This is a genomic window from Devosia sp. Root413D1 (genome assembly GCF_001425235.1).
Lineage (GTDB): Bacteria > Pseudomonadota > Alphaproteobacteria > Rhizobiales > Devosiaceae > Devosia_A.
This window is the reverse complement of record NZ_LMEA01000001.1, coordinates 622,833-641,134: the sequence shown is the minus strand read 5'-3', so window position 1 is coordinate 641,134 and position 18,302 is coordinate 622,833. Positions and strand designations below refer to the sequence as shown.

Annotated in this window: 20 protein-coding genes; 7 read left to right on the top strand and 13 right to left on the bottom strand. The window is 66.6% G+C overall.

Annotated elements, in window-relative coordinates:
* Positions 1-89: 89 nt before the first annotated feature.
* The 4 genes from cpaB to ASC89_RS03230 all read right to left on the bottom strand — a co-directional run bounded on the left by cpaB (position 90) and on the right by ASC89_RS03230 (position 3,853).
* A complete protein-coding gene (gene cpaB / locus ASC89_RS03245; RefSeq protein WP_055994485.1) occupies positions 90-1,178 on the bottom strand; it encodes a Flp pilus assembly protein CpaB in 1,089 nt (362 codons plus the stop codon).
* A 188-nt stretch (positions 1,179-1,366) separates the two neighbouring features.
* Positions 1,367-2,722, bottom strand: coding sequence for a HAMP domain-containing sensor histidine kinase (locus ASC89_RS03240; protein WP_055873876.1), 1,356 nt, complete (start codon positions 2,720-2,722; stop codon positions 1,367-1,369).
* Positions 2,719-3,384 (bottom strand): response regulator transcription factor, encoded by a 666-nt coding sequence (locus ASC89_RS03235; RefSeq protein WP_055873879.1) that lies wholly within the window; start codon positions 3,382-3,384, stop codon positions 2,719-2,721. The genes ASC89_RS03240 and ASC89_RS03235 overlap by 4 nt, the downstream gene beginning before the upstream one ends.
* Positions 3,385-3,391: 7 nt before the next feature.
* Entirely contained in the window at positions 3,392-3,853 is a 462-nt protein-coding gene (locus tag ASC89_RS03230) for a PepSY domain-containing protein (protein ID WP_156384479.1), read from the bottom strand.
* A 142-nt stretch (positions 3,854-3,995) separates the two neighbouring features.
* Here ASC89_RS03230 and ASC89_RS03225 point away from each other — a divergent pair, with 142 nt between their 5' ends.
* Positions 3,996-4,547: a hypothetical protein gene (locus ASC89_RS03225; RefSeq protein ID WP_055994480.1), complete on the top strand. Its 552-nt coding sequence runs from the start codon at positions 3,996-3,998 to the stop codon at positions 4,545-4,547.
* Positions 4,548-4,684: 137 nt separating this feature from the next.
* Here ASC89_RS03225 and ASC89_RS28050 read toward each other — a convergent pair whose 3' ends face one another.
* Positions 4,685-5,323 (bottom strand): biotin transporter BioY, encoded by a 639-nt coding sequence (locus ASC89_RS28050; RefSeq protein ID WP_055873888.1) that lies wholly within the window; start codon positions 5,321-5,323, stop codon positions 4,685-4,687.
* Positions 5,324-5,389: 66 nt separating this feature from the next.
* Here ASC89_RS28050 and ASC89_RS03215 point away from each other — a divergent pair, with 66 nt between their 5' ends.
* Entirely contained in the window at positions 5,390-6,313 is a 924-nt protein-coding gene (locus ASC89_RS03215; RefSeq protein ID WP_055994478.1) for an MBL fold metallo-hydrolase, read from the top strand.
* Positions 6,314-6,440: 127 nt separating this feature from the next.
* Here the strand turns inward: ASC89_RS03215 and ASC89_RS03210 are convergent, their stop codons facing one another.
* The 4 genes from ASC89_RS03210 to pdxH all read right to left on the bottom strand — a co-directional run bounded on the left by ASC89_RS03210 (position 6,441) and on the right by pdxH (position 10,512).
* A complete protein-coding gene (locus tag ASC89_RS03210) occupies positions 6,441-7,262 on the bottom strand; it encodes a DUF1499 domain-containing protein (RefSeq protein ID WP_055873894.1) in 822 nt (273 codons plus the stop codon).
* 236 nt (positions 7,263-7,498) lie between these two features.
* Entirely contained in the window at positions 7,499-8,611 is a 1,113-nt protein-coding gene (locus ASC89_RS03205) for a M48 family metallopeptidase (protein WP_055873895.1), read from the bottom strand.
* A complete protein-coding gene (locus tag ASC89_RS03200; protein ID WP_156384478.1) occupies positions 8,611-9,795 on the bottom strand; it encodes a DUF898 family protein in 1,185 nt (394 codons plus the stop codon). Before ASC89_RS03200 ends, ASC89_RS03205 begins: the two co-directional genes overlap by 1 nt.
* An 81-nt stretch (positions 9,796-9,876) precedes the next feature.
* Positions 9,877-10,512: a pyridoxamine 5'-phosphate oxidase gene (gene pdxH, locus ASC89_RS03195; RefSeq protein WP_055873901.1), complete on the bottom strand. Its 636-nt coding sequence runs from the start codon at positions 10,510-10,512 to the stop codon at positions 9,877-9,879.
* A 109-nt stretch (positions 10,513-10,621) separates the two neighbouring features.
* Here pdxH and ASC89_RS03190 point away from each other — a divergent pair, with 109 nt between their 5' ends.
* Entirely contained in the window at positions 10,622-11,578 is a 957-nt protein-coding gene (locus tag ASC89_RS03190) for a DnaJ C-terminal domain-containing protein (protein ID WP_055873904.1), read from the top strand.
* A 177-nt stretch (positions 11,579-11,755) separates the two neighbouring features.
* Here the strand turns inward: ASC89_RS03190 and ASC89_RS03185 are convergent, their stop codons facing one another.
* Positions 11,756-12,685: an L-threonylcarbamoyladenylate synthase gene (locus tag ASC89_RS03185; RefSeq protein WP_055873906.1), complete on the bottom strand. Its 930-nt coding sequence runs from the start codon at positions 12,683-12,685 to the stop codon at positions 11,756-11,758.
* A 67-nt stretch (positions 12,686-12,752) separates the two neighbouring features.
* Here ASC89_RS03185 and ASC89_RS03180 point away from each other — a divergent pair, with 67 nt between their 5' ends.
* The 4 genes from ASC89_RS03180 (at position 12,753) to ASC89_RS03165 (ending at position 15,396) form a co-directional block, all read left to right on the top strand.
* Positions 12,753-13,682: a histone deacetylase family protein gene (locus tag ASC89_RS03180; RefSeq protein WP_055873909.1), complete on the top strand. Its 930-nt coding sequence runs from the start codon at positions 12,753-12,755 to the stop codon at positions 13,680-13,682.
* A gap of 26 nt (positions 13,683-13,708) precedes the next feature.
* Positions 13,709-13,963: an exodeoxyribonuclease VII small subunit gene (locus ASC89_RS03175; RefSeq protein WP_055873912.1), complete on the top strand. Its 255-nt coding sequence runs from the start codon at positions 13,709-13,711 to the stop codon at positions 13,961-13,963.
* A 90-nt stretch (positions 13,964-14,053) separates the two neighbouring features.
* Positions 14,054-14,656, top strand: coding sequence for an SCO family protein (locus ASC89_RS03170; protein ID WP_055873916.1), 603 nt, complete (start codon positions 14,054-14,056; stop codon positions 14,654-14,656).
* The gene (locus tag ASC89_RS03165) at positions 14,653-15,396 is read left to right on the top strand and encodes a TlyA family RNA methyltransferase (RefSeq protein WP_055873919.1); all 744 of its coding nucleotides are present in this window, start codon (positions 14,653-14,655) and stop codon (positions 15,394-15,396) included. Before ASC89_RS03170 ends, ASC89_RS03165 begins: the two co-directional genes overlap by 4 nt.
* Here the strand turns inward: ASC89_RS03165 and ASC89_RS03160 are convergent.
* The 3 genes from ASC89_RS03160 to aroC all read right to left on the bottom strand — a co-directional run bounded on the left by ASC89_RS03160 (position 15,383) and on the right by aroC (position 18,285).
* Complete coding sequence (locus ASC89_RS03160; protein WP_055873921.1) at positions 15,383-16,213, bottom strand: sterol desaturase family protein; 831 nt, start codon at positions 16,211-16,213, stop codon at positions 15,383-15,385. The genes ASC89_RS03165 and ASC89_RS03160 overlap by 14 nt on opposite strands.
* Positions 16,214-16,301: 88 nt before the next feature.
* Positions 16,302-16,907 (bottom strand): hypothetical protein, encoded by a 606-nt coding sequence (locus ASC89_RS03155; RefSeq protein WP_055873925.1) that lies wholly within the window; start codon positions 16,905-16,907, stop codon positions 16,302-16,304.
* Positions 16,908-17,178: 271 nt separating this feature from the next.
* Positions 17,179-18,285 carry a chorismate synthase gene (aroC, locus tag ASC89_RS03150; protein ID WP_055873928.1) on the bottom strand — a complete coding sequence of 369 codons (1,107 nt, stop codon included), beginning with the start codon at positions 18,283-18,285 and terminating at the stop codon, positions 17,179-17,181.
* Positions 18,286-18,302: the final 17 nt, after the last annotated feature.

Genomic DNA, 18,302 nt, shown 5'->3' with positions numbered 1-18,302 from the left:
AAGCAACCGGGAAAGTTCTAGCAGGGCCGGGTCAACGGCGATTTAACGGGAGTTGTCGATCCGGCCGCGGAGCGGGCGCCTGCCGATCGTCATCTGGTCCAGAACGGGCTCGAAACGCGGATCGCCTGGTTGGCGCTGCGGTCTTCGGGCTTGGCCGCTTCGGAGCTGTCGACATAGGGGCGCAGCACCAGGGCCAGACGGCCCGAGCTCGAGGCGTTGATGATCACCTCGGACTGGCCGGGATCGAGCTGCAGCGTGGCGATGGCCTCGTCGGCGAAGATCTCGGCCCGTGGATTCTCGGGGTCGGCTGCCGCGCCGGTGGTGCCGGTTTCGCCCAGCCGGGTGTTGATCGCCAGCACCCGCACGTTGCGGAGGATGGTGTCCGAAATCTGCGGGCCCGCCTCGCCCATGCTGCGGGTCAGCACCACGTCGACCCGGTCGTTCGGGACGATGAAGCCACCGGAGGCCGAGGAGGCGGATACCATGACCGACACGCCGCGCGTGCCGCTGTCGAGCACCGCCGACAGGTAGCCGTCGCTTTCGAGCGCCAGCTTGTCGGCGCGGATCGGCTCGCCGGGGAAGAACTCGAAGCGCGCCATGGCGCCGCTCATCTTGGTAACGGCGTCGGGCATGGCGTCGGTGGTGATGTACTCGGGCCGCACCGCGCCTGCAGGCCAATCCACCCACTCAACCGATTCCGGGGTCAGCCGCTGGCCGAGGCCGAGGCCGGTCTTGGCGGCGAGGACGCGCACCCGCGCTTCCTGCACCACCTCTGTCACCGCCTCGGCGACCGGCTGGGCCACCGGCTGGTTGGTCTGGGTGGTCAGATAGGCGGCGAGGCCGCCGGCGATCAGCGCCACGGCAAGCAGAGCGATGCGGGAGGGTGGAACCTTCCAGCGCCAGCCGGTGCTCGGCGGCGGCGCCACGGGCTTGCGGCGATCACCGCCCTTGCGGCGATCGGTATTGGTAACGACGGTCTGCAGCGCTTCGGAGCGCCAGGCGTCGAGGTTGCGCCGTTCGGCCTGGGTCGGCGGCGGCGTCCAGGTCACCTCAGCGAGCACCTTGTCCAACACGGCCGGATCCGCCTTCTGCGCCGCGGTACGCGGCAGTTCGGGGCGCAAGGCCTCCTGGATTTCGCCATCATCCTTGAAAGCGACCGTTTGCGTACGCCGTAGCACGAGTTCCTCGCTGAGCGGCCAGCCCGTGCTGGCACTACCGGCATTCGGCCGGCCCGTATTGATCTACGCGAAAAGGCTCACGGCTTCGTTCCAAAGCGCACAGACTTCGAAGGAGGTTGGAAACGCGGGGTTAACTCTGACCGCCGGTGCGGGCTGACCCACAGCCACCGGCGGTGGCGATCGGCGCTCTAAGCCAGCGGCAGCCGGACCGTCGCGGCGAGGCCGCCTTCGGCGGCGCGGGCGAAATGCACCGTGCCGGCGTTGAGCGCCACCACTTCCAGCGCGATGGCCAGCCCGAGGCCCGAACCGCGCCGGCTTTCATCATGGCGCTGGCCACGCACGCCGAGCCGGGCGATCTGCTCCTCGGTGAGGCCGGGCCCATCGTCGGCGATGGTAAGCTCGGCAACGTCACCATCGCGCCGGCCCTCGACGCGCACCCGCGACTTGCCCCATTTGGCGGCATTCTCAAGGATCACGCCCACCAGCTCCATCAGGTCGTGCCGATCGATATCGACCTTGAGCTCGGAGGAGAGTTGCACCTGCCAGTCGAGCTCCTCGCCTTCCTGGGTGCGGCTCAGCACGGCGATGGTCCGATCGACCGCCTCGTTCAACGACGCGCTGAGCTGGTGCGCCCGGGTGCGCATCCTCAGCCGCGACAGGCGCAGCTGATATTCGACGCGATCGTCCATCTCGCCGACGATTTCATCGACCTGTGCGCCGGCCTCGGCATGGCCGGTGGTCTGCATATGGGCCGCGAGGTTGCGCAGCACCGACAGCGGGGTCTTCAGCCCGTGCGCCAGGTCCGCGGCGCGGGCGCGGGCGAACTCCATGGATTTCTGCTGCTGGCTCAGCAACTCGTTCACTTCGCCGACCAGCGGCAGGACTTCCGCAGGGTAGCGCGGCGGCAGCTTCTGCGCCTCGCCGCGCCGCACCGCCCCGATGCCTTCACGCAGGTGCTCGAGTGGTTTCAAACCGAGCTGCACCTGCAGCCAGGCGGCGAGGATCAGCGCCACGCCAAGCACCGCCAGCGCCAGCATCAGGTCGCCACCGAAGCGGCGGATCGACTCGTCGAGCAAGGCTCGGTCCTCGGCCAGGGTGACGCGGAAAACTCTCGGCCCGGCGTCGGTCGAGAAACTGACCTCGCGCACCATGGCGGACAGCGATTGCGCGCCCGGTCCGGCAAGGGTGCCGAAGCGCTCGGCGCCATCCGGCGCTGCCGCCCCCCGGGTTTCCAGCACGTGGTCGCCCAGCGACCGGGAACGCCAGGAATCCTCGGATCCCGAGGTTTCGACCTGCCAGTAGATGCCGGAGAGCGGCGTACCATAACGCGGATCGGGCAGCGCATCGCCGGGCACCGGCTCCTCGGCCAGCGGGTCGATCTGGGCCACCAGCCGGTTGAGGCTGGCGGTCAGCCCGTCGCGCATCGAGCGCTCGACATTGGCAGTGAACATCCAGCCGATGGCGAAACCGGCGACCAGCAGTGCGAGGATGATCCACAGCGCCGCGCCGCCCAGCAGGCGCAGGCGCAGCGAGCGCGGATTCATTCCTCGAGGGTCCCCATATAGTAGCCAAAACCGCGACGGGTCTTGATGATCTCGGTGCCGAGCCGGCGCCGCACCCGACCGACCAGCACTTCGATCGAGTTGGACTCGCGCTCGAAATCCTGCGCGTAGAGGTGCTCGGTGATCTCCATTTGCGACACCACCCGGCCGCGCTGATGCGCCAGATAGGCGAACAGCCGGTATTCCTGCGGGCTCAGGCTGATCGGGATGCCGTCGCGGGTCACCTGCATGGCGCGGGTATCGAGCACCAGATCGTCGATCTCCACCCGCGATGAGGCAAAGCCGCCGGAGCGACGGACGATGGCGCGGATGCGCGCCACCACTTCCTCGATGCGGAAGGGTTTGACCACATAGTCGTCGGCGCCGGCCTCGATGCCTTCGACCCGTTCCTCCCAATGCCCGCGCGCCGTAAGGATCAGCACGGGGCCGCTGCGGCCGGCCTTGCGCCAGCGTTTCAGGATGGTGAGGCCGTCCAGCGTCGGCAGCCCCAGGTCGAGGATGATGGCGTCGAACTCTTCGGTGTCGCCGCGATACCAGGCCTCCTCGCCGTCGGATTCGACCTCGGCAACAAAGCCGGCCGCCTGCAGGGCGGCAGCAAGGGCCTCGGCGATGCGCCGATCGTCTTCGGCAACCAGTACGCGCATGTGACGCTCAGTTCAGATCGAGATATTCACCCGTCTGGGCCAGGAAATACAGCTCGCTCACGTCGCCGGATTTACCCAGCGCCTTGATTTCATACAGCAGTACATCTTGCAGCGACACTAACTGCGCATCGATGATCTCGCCGTCGGTGAGGAGCTGGGCACGCAGCATGATGTCTTCCATCGGCAGGGCCCTGCCGCTGCGAACCGCCTGCAGCGCCGCCTTTTGTCCGAGCGGTTGGCCGGCGGTCTCGAGATCGAGGCCCAGCCCGCTCCCCCCCGAGCCGCCAAGGTTGAGGTCGACGCCGAGCCCGCTGTCGTCGCCGCCGAGGTCGACGTCCACGCCCAGCCCCTCATCGCCGCCGACGCCGACATCGACACTGCCGAGGCCCCCCAGGTCGAGCCCAAGGTCGATCTGCGCCCACGCGGCCGATGGGAGCAACAGGCCCGCAAGACAGACGAGCGCGGGCAACAGGCGATGATTCGACCGGATAGGGAGCATGCTCGGCAGAATACGTTCTCGACCCTGACCATTGCCTGACAACGATCTCATGAACGTGTCAGGGCGAATCCCTGAAGCTCCTCGACGCACTAACTGCAACGGAGCCAACATCATGAAAACTCAAACCCTTGCCGCAGCTCTTGCCTGCCTCTGCGTCCTCAGCGCGCCCGCCCTGGCGCTCGACATCGGTGTCGGCGTCTCGCTCGGCGGCAACGCTTCGGCTGGCGAAAGCGGCCTGTCGCTCGGAGTCGCGACCGATATCGACGCTACGGCCAGTCTCGGACTTGACGGCCTCGGGACTGAAGATAGCACGGCTGGCAGCCTCACCGCCAATGCCTCCGCGGCTGCGTCCTTAACGGCCGGTGATGAGCTGGGTGTGGTGATCTCGCTGATCGAGAGCAGCCAGTGGACCGAAACCAGCCTCGCTAGCCTCACCGATATCGACGCCACCACCTACGATATCAGTGGCTGGATCAATGCCGAGAACGCCGCTGCGCTGGACCTCGCGCTCAGCGGCAATGCCGACGAGATCGACGACCTGCAGCTGGCGCTCAGTTCCAACGTGGCGCTCGACGCCTGGCTCGAGGCCAACAACACCTCGGCCGAGGAAGTGATCGCCATCGGCGTGGCGGCTGACGGGTCGCTGGCGGTGTTCACCAACTAAATATCTTTGATTTGGTCGCGCTTTCGAACCGGAAAAGTCTACAACTTTTCCTGAAAGCGCTCAGGCGCTACGGGGCACTGACAAAGAGCAAGGGCCGGTCAACTGACCGGCCCTTTTTCCAATTTCTCGCGAGGCGTTCAGGCCTTTTTGGGCAGCAGCTTCCAGATCCCGACGACGCTGACCGCCGCGAAGGCCATCTTCAGCACGTCCCACAGGATGAACGGAGCCACGGCGCCGTTCCAGGCGGTACCGATGAGGTTGGTGGCATCGAGCCAGCCGGGCAGCGTGGCGCCGGACTGGACGATCACATTGGCGACGACCAGCAGCCAGGTGAAGCCGAAAGCGAACAGCACCGCGTCGGCGAGGAGCATCGCGCCGAACAGCAGCACGATGCGACCGGAAGCGCCCAGATCCGCGGCACGGCCGATGATGTAGGCCATCGGCAGGTAGCCGAGGATGAAGCCGAAGGACGGGCGCATGATGTAGTCGAGGCCGCCGCCGGTGGCAAAGACCGGCAGGCCCGAGAGGCCCTGGACGATGTAGAGCGCCACGGTGGCGACGCCGATGCGCCAGCCGAAGCCGGCAGCGAGGGCGGCGACCGCCATGGTCTGCAGCGTCACCGGGATCGGCATCACCGGCACCGAGATCTTGGCCGACAGCGCCAGCACCAGCGAGCCAAGCACCACGGTGACGAGGTTTGCCACGAGGCGAGCCGACTGCGACTTGGGCGAAAGCACGCCGAGAACCGTGTTCGGCGTGGTGAGCGTCAAGGCCATTGCCAATCCTTCATCAACAGGAGCATTTCTAGCGCCGATTACTAGTCGCTCGCCTGGGAGAGCGCAATGGCTGGCCAGCCGCCGGCGCTGAGCTTCAACACGACGTTCGACGCAGCGACCGGCCACCCCGTGACGGTGGCTCCGGGCCTCGTCCGCATCACCGCTCCCAATGCCGGCCCCTACACCTTCAAGGGCACCAACAGCTTCATCGTCGGCCATGACCGGGTGGCGGTGATCGACCCCGGCCCGGATGACGACGCGCACCTGATGGCGCTGACCAGCACCATCGCCGGTCGCCCGGTGGAGGCGATCATCCTCACCCACACCCATATCGACCATTCGGCGCTGGTCCCAAAGCTGAAAGCGGCTACCGGCGCCCCGGTCTGGTCCGGCGGCAAGCATCGGCTCAGCCGGGCACGGCGGTTGTTCGAGGTCAATGCAGTCGGCGGCGAAAGCGACTGGGGCCTCGTGCCGGATCGGGTGCTGCAGGATGGCGAACACGTCGCGATCGACGGCATCACCCTCGAGGTGATCGCCACCCCCGGGCATTGCGCCAACCACCTCGCCCTCGGGATCGCCGGCACGCCCTGGCTGCTGACCGGCGATCACATCATGGGCTGGAACTCGACCCTCGTTTCCGTGCCCGACGGCTCGATGGCCGACTACCTGCACTCGCTCGAAAAGGTGATCGGCCTCGGCTATGGGCACTACGCGCCGGCCCATGGCGGCAGCATCGAGGATGGGCCCGACTATGCCCGGGCGCTGCTGGCACACCGGCAGGAGCGCAATCGACAGGTGGTCGCGGCGGTGAACGGCGGAGCCCGCAAGATTCGCGACCTGCTGGCGCCGATCTATCCACAGCTGGCCCTGCCGCTGCATGGGGCGGCGTTGATGACGCTGAAGGCGCATGTCGAGTATCTGGTCGATCGCGGCCTGATCGGCGCCACCTACGGCCCGTTCGGCACGACGCTGTTTCCGTCGCGCGCGTAAGCAAGGGCGTCATCGTTGCGGTGAACGACCGCCAAACTTCCCACCTCCCCGGTGAGTTTGGTCGAGCTGCGGTGGCAAAATTGCGCAGCCCGCCAGCGCGTTCGATGATCTGTTGTACTCGGCCAGCCTACTCGGCGTCATCATCCGGCTCGCCTTCGGGCGGCGGCGGGGTTTCGGTGTCGGGCGCTGCCGGCGCCTGCGGCGCATCGCGCAGCGTCAGGGTGATCTTCTGGTCGAGCGCGAGGAGGAATTCCTCGATCCGCTTGCCGTTCTCGCCGAAATCGTGGAAGCCGCCGAGCGGCACCGAGCGCATGTCGATGACCGAGCCCTGCGCCGTACCGGTCACCCGGATCGCCACCTCGTCGCGCCAGCCGAACAGCGTCACCGCAATGGCGTTGATCTGGCCGATATCGAGCGCCGTCGGCGGGGCGCGGCGGGTGCGCACATCCCAGCCGCGGGCCTCGACCAGATCGTCGACAATGGCGAACATCTCGGTGGCATCGATGGGGTAGGTACGGGCCTGGACGTTGGGGAAGGTGGCGGCGATCTCGGCCCGCAGCGGCGCGCTGGTGGGCGCGACGCGCACCGGCGAGAGCAGCGGCAGCGGGTCGGCGATATCGGTCGTCACCTCGTTGACCATCGGGTAGCGCATCGCCTCATAGCCGAGATAGGCGAAGGGCAAGAGGCAGACGATGCCGAAGAACAGGCCCCAGCCGGCCTTGCTCCAACCCTGGTCGCCGGTCATCCACAGCCGTCCGAAAGCGCCCAGCGCCAGGAAGATGGCCAGCGCCGCTACTCCCGCCGCTACCGCTTCGATGACGGCGAAGTCGGAACTGGTGATCAGCTGTTCGCGGTGCAGCAGCACCGGGATGATGGTCAGCGGCAGCGCCAGGCTGCCGAAGCGCCGGGCCCAGATTGCCCATTTCGAGGTGCGGATGAGAATGCGCATCGTGCCGGCCGGTACTGCAACAGAGCTAAGGGATAAGCACGGCGCGGCGCTTCGTGCAAAGCCTCGCAGAAGAAAGTTGTTGAGGGCCGCGGCCTGGAGCATCTCACCGCTTCGTTGAAATCGGTGAGATGCCAGAGCGTTTCAAAGAAACGCTCGAGGTCTTTGACTTGGTCGCGCTTTCGAGGTGGAAAAGTCCGCAATCCCCGCCTTCGCGGGGACAGGCTCTTCTTGAAGCTCTAGCACATCGCCTTGATCGCCTGCCATTCGGCCTCGGAGAAGGCCGGGCGGGTGGTGGTGGGCGCAACCTCGAACGCTTCGAGCGCAGCCCGCCGCTCGTCGGTCAAGGGATGGGTGTTGAGCAAAGCCAGCGTGCGGCTCATCGTGTTATCTGCCGCGATCCGCTCGAGCAGGGTCGCCAGCGCCAGCGGCGAAAAGCCGAGGCGGTTGCCGGCAGCGCCGGCAAAGGCGTCGGCCTCATGTTCCGCCTCGCGCGAGAAGCGGCTGTCGATCAGCGTCGCGCCGGCAGCCGCAGCAACCGACAGGTTGGTCATGTCGCCGAGCACGAAGCCGACCAGCAGGCCCGTCGCCGAGCTCTCGATCAGCATCTCCATGCCGTGCCGGTGCACCACGTGACCCAGCTCATGCGCCAGGACGCCGGCGAACTCATCGGCGGTTTCGGTCCGCTCGAGCAGGCCGGAGAAATAGTACACCTGGCCGCCGGGCAACGCGAAGGCGTTGGTCAGCGGCGAGCGGACCACCGTCACCCTGGGGGTGAAGGGCGAACCGGTTTCCGCCATCACACTGGCAGCGAAGCGGTCGATGGCCCGGTTCGCCTGACTGAACTCCGAACCGCAAGCCTGGAAACCGACGCCGTTGCTCAGCATGCCCTCGATCTGCATCCGAGCCCCCTCGCCGAGCCGGGTCTCCCAGGTCGGCGGCACCAGCGGGGTGACACTGTCAGCCAGCACGGGGACCCCGAACACGTAGGCGGCGATCACCGAGGCAAGCGCCGCCACCGCGATCCCGAGGACGCGCCGCTGTTGCCCACGCTCGAGCTGCGCGCGCCGGCCGAGGCCGGGGATGGCTTCGCGCAACGCCGTGTTCCACTCGCCGGCCGGTACACGCAGGCGTGCGCCATAGGGTCGGCCGGTGGCACCGAGCCGCAATTCATCGCCGAGCCCGGTCACCTCGAACAGCGCGTCGACCGGCCAGCGGTCGATCTCTTCGCGGGTGTCGCGATCGGCAATGATGAGCTCTGCCGGCGCGGCATCGCGGGTCAACGCGAAGGTGACGTAGCGGCGGGCCGCCACAAGCCCGTCATAGTAGCGTCCGACCGGCTCCATCTCCATCAGAACGACCCCACGTTGAGCGCATCGGCGAGGCCCTCGCCGGCCAGCGCCTTGTCTTCGTCGCCGGCCCGGACGGTGCTGAGGCTCTCGAGGCCGGTGATGGTGGCGCCGCGAGCCACCAGCATCCAGTAGCCGCAATCGAGATACACCTCGGCCATCAGGCCCAGCGTCGCGAGGCTCACCAGATAGCCGCCAAGCGCCAGCGCCACGCCGATCCACCCAGCCCGGGCGATGCCGGCGAGCGAGGTGAAATCGAACTGGCCCTGTATCACCAGGGTGACGAGGAAGCCGACGAGGCCGATGATGACGAATGCCACCACCAGCATGCCGGAATAGGCCGCGAACTGCAGCGCCAGGGCGCGCGCCTTGATCTCGACGCGGAGGCGCGCTGCGCCCAGATGCACCTCGGAGAACATCCGGCTGCTCTCGCGGGCACGATAGTAAAAGAAACAGGCAAAACCGACGGGAATCGCCAGCAGCAACAGGATCGCCGTCTCCGGGCCTGAGGCCACAAACCGGATCGCCACGGCGACAGCGCTTACTGCGGCGACCGCATAGGCGCGGTAGAACGGGCCGGCAATGGTGCGCCAGCTGCCGGTGAAGCTGAACTGCCGATCACCGTACCAGGTGTTGCTGTAGCGGTAGCGCCAGAGGTCGGCGGACATGAACGGGTAGGCGAGCCCGGCGGTGACGACGACCAGCAGCGACCACAGGAATTGCCGCGTCGCATAGACCCAGGCATTGCCCTTCTGGTCGAAGCGGATGCCGCGCCACAGCGTGCGCGACAGCCGGAAGTCGCGCCCGCGATAGCTGGCATAGCCGAACAGGAACCAGAACAACGTCGCGACGATGCCATAGCCGACCATCACTACAGCCCCGACCTGGGTCGAGAGGTAGAAGAAGACGATGTAGAGCGGCAGGAAGACCGCCAGCGCGATCAGAAAGCCGATCAGCAGCTGCAACGGCGTGCCGGTGTATTCGAGAGCATCGCCGTCGATGCTGGTGTTGTGCCAGTAGAACTGGCGCTTCACGGTGGTGACCCAGAAGCGATAGAGGCCGAGGGTCGGGAACATCAGGAGGTAGCCGCGGACCAGCCGCCAGAACAGTTCGGCGCGCGTACCGGTGAACTTGGCCGGGACGCGACTGATCCTCGCATCACCAAACATTGTTGTAATACTGGCCACGCCACCCCCCCAACGCGCCCGGCATGTTGCGATAATCGTGGCGTTATTGGCAAGCACCGGGCAATTGCCGGCGCTCAGTATTTACGGGTAGAGCCGCTGCCGGCTCCAGGCGCCATCCGGCAGGGCGCGGGTGAAGCGCACCCGATCGTGCAGGCGGTTGGCGCCATCCTGCCAGAATTCCATCACCTGCGGGATGACCCGGAAGCCCGACCAGTAGGTCGGCCGATTCACTGGCTCGTCTTCGCGAAAACTCTTCTTCAGGGTCTCGACCCGCTCGAGCAGGGCATAGCGGTTGGCGAGCGGCCGTGACTGCTTGGACGCATGGGCGCCGATCTGGCTGACCCGGGCACGCGTCGCGAAATAGGCGTCGGCCTCCTTGTCGGCGACCACTTCCACCGGCCCACGCACCCGGATCTGCCGGCGCAGCGTCTTCCAGTGCATGACGAAGGCGGCCTTCGGATGCGCCAGCAGCTCGCGGCCCTTGTCGCTCTCGAAATTGGTGAAAAAACAGAAGCCTCTGCTATCGCGCTGGTTGAGCAGCACCATGCGCACATCCGGCAGACCGTCGGCATCGACGCTCGCCAGCGCCATGGCGTGCGGATCGTTGGGTTCGCTTTCCTGAGCCGCGGCGAACCACTCCTCGAACAGCGAGCAGGGATCGATCGGCGCAGTATCGGAATCGTCGAACAGCCGCTCGGTAAGTGTCGTTGCCGGCATGGTTTTACCCTCGTAACGCGCCAGTCTGGACAAGCCCGGAGCGCATGGCCATATAGGATGGCGCGGGCCGCGAAAGCAAATCCCAACCCGCCCCGAATTGAAGGAACCCATGCGCGACCCGTATACCGTGCTCGGGGTGCCGAGGTCCGTCACCGAAAAAGACCTCAAGTCCGCCTATCGCAAGCTCGCCAAGGCGCATCACCCCGACCAGAACCAGGACGACCCGAAGGCCCACGCGAAGTTCGCCGAGGTCTCGTCGGCCTATGATTTTCTCAGCGACAAGGACAAGCGCGCCAGCTACGACCGCGGCGAGATCGACGCCGACGGCAACCCCCGCTTTGCCGGCTTCAGCCGTGGCGCGGGCGGCGGCGCACGCCCCGGTGCAGGGGCCGGCGCAGGCGGCTTTTCGGCCGAGGACATCCTCAAGGAATTCATGTCCGGCTTCGGCGGCCAGCAGCGCGGGCCGACGCGCGGCGCCGGCGGCAGCCAGAGCTGGGATCCGTTCACCGGTGCATCGAGCGGCGGCTTCCAGGGCGGCCGCACCACTGGGATGGGCGGCGAAGACATCAACGCCACCGTCACGGTGACGCTCGAGGAAGCGCAGGCCGCCGGCAGCGTGCCGCTGCGCATGCCGACCGGCAAGGTGCTGAACGTCAAGCTTCCCGAAAAGGTCGAGGAAGGCCAGCAGATCCGGCTCAAGGGCCAGGGCCACCCATCGCCGTATGGCGGCGCGCCGGGCGATGCCATCGTCACGGTGAAGTTCGAACGCCACAAGCAGTTCCGCCGCGATGGTGCGGACCTGCGCGTCGATGTGCCGATCACGCTCTATGAGGCGGTGCTGGGCGGCAAGGTGCGCGTCCCCACTCTCGATGGCTCAGCCGAACTGAACCTGCCGCCCTCGGTCAACACGGCCAAGGCGCTGCGGCTCAAGGGCAAGGGCCTGCACGGCGCTGGCGACCTCTATGCCACGCTCAGGGTGGTGCTGCCCGAACAGGGCGACCCCGACCTCGAAAGCCTGATGCGCTTCTGGCGCGACCAGAAGCCATACAAGGTGCGGGACAACTAGAGGCACTTCGCGGACGGACGAGATGATCCGCCGTCTCGCTTACTTCACCGGGTCATTCCCGCGAAAGCGGGAACCTCTGTTTTCTTGGCCGTGGCACCATCGCAAACGGAGGTCCCCGCTTTCGCGGGGATGACTCAGTGGGTGGGGCACCTCCACAGACACAACTTGAGTGACGCGTCAGCCTCGCGGCGCCGCGGCCCGTTTCAGCCGATCGTTGATCGCTTCGCCGAGCCCCCTGCGTGGGATTGGCGCCACGGCGATGCGGGTGGCGCCTTCATCGAGCTGGTGCAGCATGGCAAACAGGTTGCGGGCGGCCTCGCGCAGGTCGCCGCTCGGCGACAGGTTGGCGCCATCAGGACCGGGTCCGAAGCCGAGCCAGGTCTCCCCCGCCTCCGCCCGCTCGGCATCGAGGCGCAGGGTGGCGTTTGGCGCGTAGTGGCTCGCCAGCATGCCGGGCGCGGCAATTGCCGCATCGTGTCTCGCCACCGCCACCGGCCGGCCGATTGCCGCCTCGACCTCGTCGCGCGGCAGGGCGCCGGCGCGCAGCTGCGTCACCACGTCACCCTCCACCGCCAGGATGGTCGACTCCACCCCGGCCTGTGAGGCGCCACCTTCGAGCACTGGCACGGCGCCGTTGAAGGAACGCTCGACCTGCGCGGCGGTGGTCGGCGACAGCTTGCCGGAGCGATTGGCAGAGGGTGCGGCCAGTGGCCGGCCGGCAGCGCGGATCAGCTCCAGAGCCAGCGGATGGTTCGGGATGCGGATGCCAACAGTATCGAGACCCGCGGTGACCAGGTCGGAAAGCCCGGCTTCCGGGCGCTTCGGCAGTACCAGGGTGAGCGGACCGGGCCAGAATTCCGCGAGCTTGTGGGCCATCGGGCTGAAGCTCACGAAGCGCTCGGCCATGGCGAGATCGGCGACGTGGACGATCAGCGGATTGAAGCGCGGCCGCCCCTTGGTCTCATAAATCTTCAGCACCGCATCGGAATTGGTCGCGTCGGCGCCCAGCCCATAGACCGTCTCAGTAGGGAAGGCGACGAGGTCGCCGGCGCGCAGTCGCGCTGCGAGCTCGGGCAGATCGGAGTGGGAATGAACGGCGCTGGCCATGGCGCGAGGTTTGACAAGCTGGTGAGCACAACGTCAAGCTATTGGCGCAGCGACAGTTCCCGAGCCCATGGCCACTCTTCTCGTCTCCCAGCCCAATTTCGAAAGCCACGCCACCCCAACCGGGCACCCCGAACGGCCCGATCGCATCCGGGCGGTCGAGGAGGCGCTGAGCGCCGACCGCTTCGCGCGGCTGGTCCGCCGCGAGGCGCCGTCGGGCGACCTGACGCTGGCCGAGCTGGTGCATGACGCCAACTACCTGAGCATCCTCACCCGGGCCAGGCCGGCCGAAGGGATCGGCCAGATCGACGAGGACACCTTCATCTCGTCGCGCTCGCTCGAGGCGGCGTCGACGGCGCTCGGCGGCGGGCTCGCGGCGCTCGAAGCGGTGGCGCTGGGCGAAGTGCGTAACGCCTTCTGCGCCGTCCGCCCGCCCGGACACCACGCCGAGATCGACCGGCCGATGGGCTTCTGCCTGATCAACTCGATCGGCGTGGTGGCGCGCGAGGCGCAGCGCAAGTTCGGGGCCGAGCGGGTGGCGATCGTCGATTTCGACGTCCACCACGGCAATGGCACCGAGGACATCTTCAAGGCCGATCCGACGGTATTTTACGCCTCGAGCCACCAGATGCCGCTCTATCCCGGTACCGGCTCGCCGAGCTTTACCGGCGTCGGCAATATCTGCAACGCCGCGCTTCAGGCGGGCAGCGGCGGGGCGGAGATGCGCGCCGCGTATACCGAGCGGATCCTGCCGGCGCTGGAGGCGTTCCGGCCGGATTTCCTGCTGGTCTCCGCCGGCTTCGACGCCGACTATCGCGATCCGCTGGCCGGACTCAACTGGCACCCCGAGGATTTTGCCTGGGTCACCGAGCGGCTGGTGGATGTGGCCGAGCGGCTGTGCGAGGGACGGCTGGTTTCCATGCTGGAAGGTGGCTACGACCGACACGGGCTCGCCACCGGCGCCGCCGCGCATGTTGAAATGTTGATGGCCACCAGCTAGCAACGAGGCCCATCGAAGGAACTGCCATGTCCGATTCCCCCGCCACCGCCGACGATATCAAGCTGATGAGCTTCGAGGCGGCGTTGCGCGAACTCGAGGGCATTGTCGGCAAGCTCGAAAGCGGCCAGGCGCCGCTGGCCGAGTCGATCGCCATCTATGAGCGCGGCGAGGCGTTGAAGGCGCATTGCGAGGCACTGCTGAAGCAGGCCGAGATGCGGATCGAAAAGATCACCCTGCGCAACGGCCAGCCCACCGGTACCGAGCCGCTCGACCCGCAATAAGCCTTCACGCCTCGGTGAGTGCGCGACAATGACACGCGCCAAGCTGTGCCGGCTGGCGCTATAAGGCGCCAACTCATCTGGGCAGGAACCATGGCCGACACTTCCTCACCGGCGCTGGCGCGCTTCCGCATCATCCTCTGGACGCTGGTCGTAGTGGCCGCGCTCGGCGCCACGGCTTTGTTCATCTTCCGGCCGCCCTCGGCGCCGCTCGGGGTGACCGGCAAGCCGTTCACCATGGAATCGACGCTTGGCGGCGCCTTCACCGAGGCGAGCCTCAAGGGCACGCCGAGCCTGGTGTTCTTCGGCTATACGCACTGTCCCGATGTCTGCCCGACCACGCTGGCGGAATCGACAGTCTGGAAGCAGGAGCTGGGGCTCGGCAACGAGCAGCTCCGCACCATCTTCGTCACGGTCGATCCCAAGCGCGACACCAAACAGGTGTTGGCCGACTATCTGAGCCCGTTCCCCGGCACCATCGGCCTTGTCGGCTCCGACGAGCAGACGACGGCGGTCAAGGCGTCGTTCGGCGCGGCTTCCGAGACCACCGAACCTGACGCGGATGGCTTCTACCTGGTCAATCACACTGCCTCGGTGTTCCTGATCAACAAGGACGGCAATTTCGAAGGCACTATCGCCTATGGCGAGGGCAAGGAAGCCGCTATCGCCAAGATCAAGAAGCTCATCGCCTCGTGAGCGATCGCATCCGCCTCGACCAGGCGCTCGAGGCTCGGGGACTGTTGCCCAGCCGGGCTCGGGCGCGTGACGCGATCCTGCGTGGCACGGTGACGGTCAACGGCGTCGTCGCCAGCAAACCCAACCAGCAGGTCGCGGCAGATGACAGCATCACGCTCGACGACCCCGCGGCGCGCTATGTGTCGCGCGCGGCGCTGAAGCTGGTGGCCGGCCTCGAGGTCGGCGGCATCGAGCCGGCCGGACGCGTCTGCCTCGATCTCGGCGCCTCGACCGGCGGTTTCACCCAGGTGCTGCTGGAGCGCGGGGCGGCGAGAGTCTACGCCGTCGATGTCGGGCACGACCAGCTGCATGAGCGGGTGAAAGCGGACCCGCGGGTCGTCTCGCTCGAGGGCGTCAACGGCCGCGACCTGACGGTCGAGCTGATCCGCGAGCCGATCGGGCTCTTGGTCTGCGACATCAGCTTCGTCTCGGTGCTGAAAGTGCTGGAGGTGCCGCTGTCCCTCTGCGCCGCCAAGGCCGAGGCCGTCATCCTGATCAAGCCACAGTTCGAGGTGGGTCGCGACAATGTCGGAAAGGGCGGCATCGTCACCGACGAGGGCGCCATTGTCGGCTCGATCGCAGACGTCGTGGCGTTCCTCATCGCGCGCGGCTGGACCCACCTCGTTTCGGTGCCTTCGCCGATAGCCGGTGGCGACGGCAACCACGAAACGGTAGCGGTATTTCAGCTCAGCCGCGCTTGAACGCGGCGCTGAACCAGCGCCGAAACGGATAGGTCAGCTGCCCTCGTACGCCTTGCCCCATGTCGGCTTCGAGCCCGAGGGGCACATCGCATGGACCGGGCAGCGAGAAGGTGCCGAACGCCACGTCAATGGCCGAGAACACCGTGGCAAAGTTGGTCCCGGCATATTTGTACTCCCTGGCGTGATGCCAGCGATGCATCGCCGGGGAGACGAAGATCCTGCCCAGCGGACCATAGGTCCAGGGCAGGTCGGCATGAATGAAATAGCCGTAGTAGTGCCGCACCAAGCCGTTGGCGACGGCCGCCCAGGCCGGGAAACCCAGCGCCAGCAGGAATGTCGAATCGATCAGCGTGGTGGTCAGCCGATTTATCGGGTGAAAGCGCAACAGCGTAGACCAGCTCATCTCGGTGTCGCTGTGGTGTACTGCGTGGCTCGGCCAAAGCAGGTTGGTATGCTCGAGACGGTGTCGCCAGTAACCGATGAAATCGCCGGCAAAGACCACGATGAACAGGGTTGGATAGAGGCCCAGCGTTTCCCAGAACGCCGCCGGCACGAGGATCAAGCCGGCGCCCTGCATCGCCGCCTGGGCGAACCCCGTGACGAGACCAAGGATCGGCAGCATCATCAGCGTATCGAACAGATAAAGGCCCAGGTTGATCCGGATCTCGCCGGCGGCGCGCCGCAACGCGGCCAGGGCTTCGCGCTTCTTGACCAGCACCGCCAATACCGCAAAGAACAGTGCTGGCAGGATGAGTGCCGCGCCTCCGTCCCATAGCGCCGAGCCACCTTGTCTGACCACATCGCCAAGCCAGTCCATCGGCCGCCCCCAAATGTCAGGTCAGGCACATTAGCCTGGGGGTGCTTGTCGATTTGTTAACCGTTCCGGAGGCCTGGAGTTGGCGCGTCTAGAACGCGTGCTGTCCAAACAGCTTGGCCATGAAATGCGTATGCGGCGCCGCCCGCGCCTTGAAGCGGTGGCCGCGGACCTCGCGATCCAGCACCCTGACGCCGCGCCGTGGATCGCGTTCGAGCACCAACCTGGTGTGCGGCGAGATGCCGAGCCGCAGTTCCGCGCCGCGGTCGAACCGGCGCCGGTCAGGGCCGAGGTAATCCTTGGTCTCGATATAGACCTGCTCGTGCAACTGATCGGCAAGGCGCTCGGCCAGCTCGTCGCGCCGCGCCGGCAGGCTGATGACATCGTCGAAACCGAAGCGGACGTAGCGCACCACCGTCTCCGCCGCCCGGTCGGTGGTGAACAGGATGATCGGCGAGTAGCAAAGCCGCGAGGTCCGCTCCGCACGGATGGCAGAGATGCAGTCGACCAGTTCCTCGTCCCGCATGCGGTAATCGAGGAAGAAATAGGTGATCGACGTTGCCGAGCGGCCGGCATATGCGGGGTTGCCGAGGCCGCAGACCACCTCGCCGAAGCCGAGCTGATGCGCCACGGTTTCGAGCGCCAGACTATCACGCAGATTAGCGGCCATGACGTAAGCGCGGCAGGACTCGAACATCTGATAACCCTCAGCTGTGTCAGTGCGACCGCTTAGTCATCTCGCGCTTACCCGTAGAAATAGTCCAGCAAGAGCAATGGCTTACGGCCTATGCTCACAGCAAGCGCCTTGCCGCCGAGGCGGTCAATGCGCACTAGCGCGTGTTCCGGGCCGACAATTTTCTCGATTCTAAGGGTCGGCCCGCGGCACCCTGCCAGCCAGTCCCGACGAGCTCAGTGTGAATTGTCGCGCTTTCGAACCGGAAAAGTCTGCAACTTTTCCTGAAAGCGCTCTAGTAGCCGATGCCGCCCTCGCGGCCGGTCTGGCCCCGATGGCGCAGGAAATGATCGGCCAGCACCACCGCCATCATCGCTTCGCCGATCGGCACAGCGCGGATGCCGACGCAGGGATCGTGCCGGCCCTTGGTGATGACCTCGGTGTTTTCGTTATGCGTCGTTACCGTCTGGCGCGGTGTGATGATCGAGGAGGTCGGCTTCACCGCGAAGCGGCAGACGATCGGATCGCCGTTGGAAATGCCGCCCAGAATGCCGCCCGCCTTGTTCGAGGTGAAGTACGGCCCCGCATTGCCGGCTCGCATCTCGTCGGCATTCTCGATGCCGGTGAGCTCGGCCGCTTCGAAGCCAGCGCCGATCTCGACGGCCTTGACCGCGTTGATCGACATCATCGCCGAGGCGAGGTCGGCACTGAGCTTGCCGTAGATCGGGGCGCCCCAGCCGGGCGGCACGCCTTCGGCCACCACTTCGATCACCGCACCGACCGAGTTGCCGGCCTTGCGAATGCCATCGAGGTAGACTTCCCACTCCTTGGCGGCGACCGGGTCGGCGCAGAAGAACGGGTTGTTGTCCACCTCGGCCCAGTCGAAGCGCGCATAGTCGATCTTGTGCGGGCCGATCTGCACGAGGCTGGCGCGTACCGTGACATTGGGGATCACCAGCCGGGCCACCGCGCCGGCGGCGACGCGCGCCGCGGTTTCGCGCGCCGAGGCACGGCCCGAGCCCTTGTAGTCGCGGATGCCGTATTTCTGGTGATAGGTGAAATCAGCGTGGCCGGGACGGTATTTGTCCTTGATCTCGGAATAGTCCTTGGAGCGCTGGTCGGTGTTCTCGATCATGAGCGAGATCGGCGTGCCGGTGGTTTTCAGCTGGCCGTCGCGCTCGTCCTCGAAGGCGCCGGAGAGGATCCGCACCTGATCGTCCTCGCGCCGCTGCGTGGTGAAGCGCGACTGGCCGGGCTTGCGCCGATCGAGATCGCGCTGAATCACCTCGGCCGAGATCGGCAGCCCCGGCGGGCAGCCATCGACCACCACGCCCAGCGCCGGCCCATGGCTTTCGCCCCAGGTGGTGAAACGGAACAGGTGGCCGAAGGTATTGAAGCTCATGAGAATGCCCCGAAGAC